Here is a 1,985-nt window from a genome sequence, read left to right as displayed (position 1 = left end):
CAGCGCGATCCGGAAGTTCTCGCCCGTCGCGGCCGTGGTCAGGTCCACCGGCGTGGGGGGGCGCCGGGCCCCCCCCGCGCCGGGGGGGTGGCGGGGGGGGTGGGCTCCCCCGGCCCGGCAGCGGCCGCTCGGGGAGACGAGTTCGGTCATGCCTTCGGTCTGCCGGGCGGGCAGGCCGCCGGGGCGCAGGCTGAAGCCGCCGGCGAGCGCGTACTCGGCCTCGCCGTCGCGCAGTTCGCGGCAGGCCTGGTGGACGGCGACGAGCGAGCCGTTGCAGCCGGTGTCGACGGCGTAGCAGGGGCCTTCGAAGCCGAGCACGTGGGCGATCCGGGCGGGCAGCGCGAAGGGCACGTTGCCGAGGGCGCTGAGCGGGCCGGGCTCGGTGGCGGCGCCGAGGTAGCCGGAGGCGGCGGCGCTGAGCACCACCGCGACCTGGCGTCCGCGCAGGGCGCTCGCGGCGTGGCCGGCGTCCTCGACGGCCTGGTGGGCGAGGACCAGCGCGATCCGCTGCTGGGGGTCCATCAGGGCGGCCTCGCGCCGGGAGAGGCCGAAGAAGGCGTGGTCGAAGGTGTGGACGTCGGCGAGGTGGCCCATCGGCAGGTAGCCCGCGTCCGGGTCGAGTCCGGTGGCGGTGGCCCGGGCGGCGGGCATGTCCCCGACGGAGTCCCGGCCGGCGGCGAGGTTGGCCCGGAAGGCCGCCAGGTCGTCGGCGTCGGGGAAGCGGGCGCCGATGCCGACGACGGCGATGTCGGTGTCGGCGGGGGCCGTCGCTGGGGTCCTGGTCACTGCTGCTCTCTCCCGTTCGTCAGACTTCGTACGCGGCGTCGGGCCGGGCGCCGCCCGTGGGCGGTCCGGCCGCCGGGGCGACGGGCTCCCGGGTGGCGGCCTCCGGGGCGACGGCCTCCGAGGTGGCAGCCTCCGGGGTGACGGCCGCCGGGGCGACGGCCGCGGCCTGCTCGGCGACGGTGCGCAGGTCGAAGAGCCGGCCGACGCGGACGGCGCCGGGCCAGCGGCCTTCGAGGCGCAGGTGGAGTTCGACGATCCGGTGCGAGTTGCCGCCGACGGCGAAGAAGTCGTCGTCCGGTCCGAAGTCGCCGTGCCCGAGGACCTCGGTCCAGTAGCGCGTCACGAGCTGCGGGGCCCCGTCCGCCCCGGCGGGCTCGCCGGGCCCGCCGGCCTCTCCGGAGCCTTCGGCGAGCAGGGCGCGCAGCGCCTGGAGGTCGGTCTTGCCGGACGGCGCGAGCGGGAAGCCGGCCACCCGGACGAAGCGCTCCGGCCGGGCCTGGCCGCCGAGCAGGGCGGTGCAGTGCGCCAGCAGTTCGGCGGTGTCCGGCGCGGGGGCGGCGGGGTCGGCGGGGAGCCAGCACGCGGCCAGCGCGGTGGCGCCGTCGGGGCCGGTCACGGCGAGGACGGCGGCCTGCCGGACGGCGGGGTGGCGTTCCAGCGCCGCTTCGACGGCCTCGCGTTCGACCCGGACGCCGCGCACCTTGAGCTGCCCGTCGGCCCGGCCGCGGAACACCAGCGCCCCGGTGGGGTCGGCGGAGGCGAGGTCCCCGGTGCGGTACATCCGGGCGCCGGGGGTGGTGGCGAAGGGGTCGGGGAGGAAGCGCAGCGCGGTGTCGGCCGGGCGCCCGGCGTAGCCCTCGGCGACCTGCGGCCCGGCCACGTACAGCTCGCCGGTCCGCCCGGGCCCGACCGGGGCGAGCCGCTCGTCCAGCAGGTGGATCCGGTTGCCCGGGGTGGACCGCCCGATCGGGACGGGGTCGAGCGACGCGGGCGTGACCGGCTGGGCGAGCACGGTGACGGTGGTCTCGGTGGCGCCGTACTCGTTGACCAGCCGGGTGCCGGGCAGGACGGCCCGGTGCCGCTCGGCCTGTGCGGCCGACAGCGCCTCCCCGCCGTAGCACCCCTGACCGCGGGTGTCGTCGGCGCCCGGCCGGGGGGGGGGCGCCCACAGGTGGTACCAGGGGGGGGCGAGGGGCCGC

2 protein-coding genes are annotated in these 1,985 nt (G+C 78.9%); both read right to left on the bottom strand.

Translation table 11 applies throughout. The features are described from left to right. The coding region (locus tag ACFV6I_RS39405) for a polyketide synthase (protein WP_380431090.1) at positions 1-786 on the bottom strand (786 nt) is incomplete at its 3' end. A gap of 19 nt (positions 787-805) precedes the next feature. Then, the coding region (locus tag ACFV6I_RS39400; protein ID WP_380431087.1) for a non-ribosomal peptide synthetase at positions 806-1,985 on the bottom strand (1,180 nt) is incomplete at its 5' end.

Origin of the sequence: Kitasatospora sp. NPDC059803 (genome assembly GCF_042732255.1) — a bacterium.
Lineage (GTDB): Bacteria > Actinomycetota > Actinomycetes > Streptomycetales > Streptomycetaceae > Kitasatospora.
Note: the sequence above shows the minus strand (reverse complement) of the source record. Positions and strands in the feature narration are given on the sequence as shown.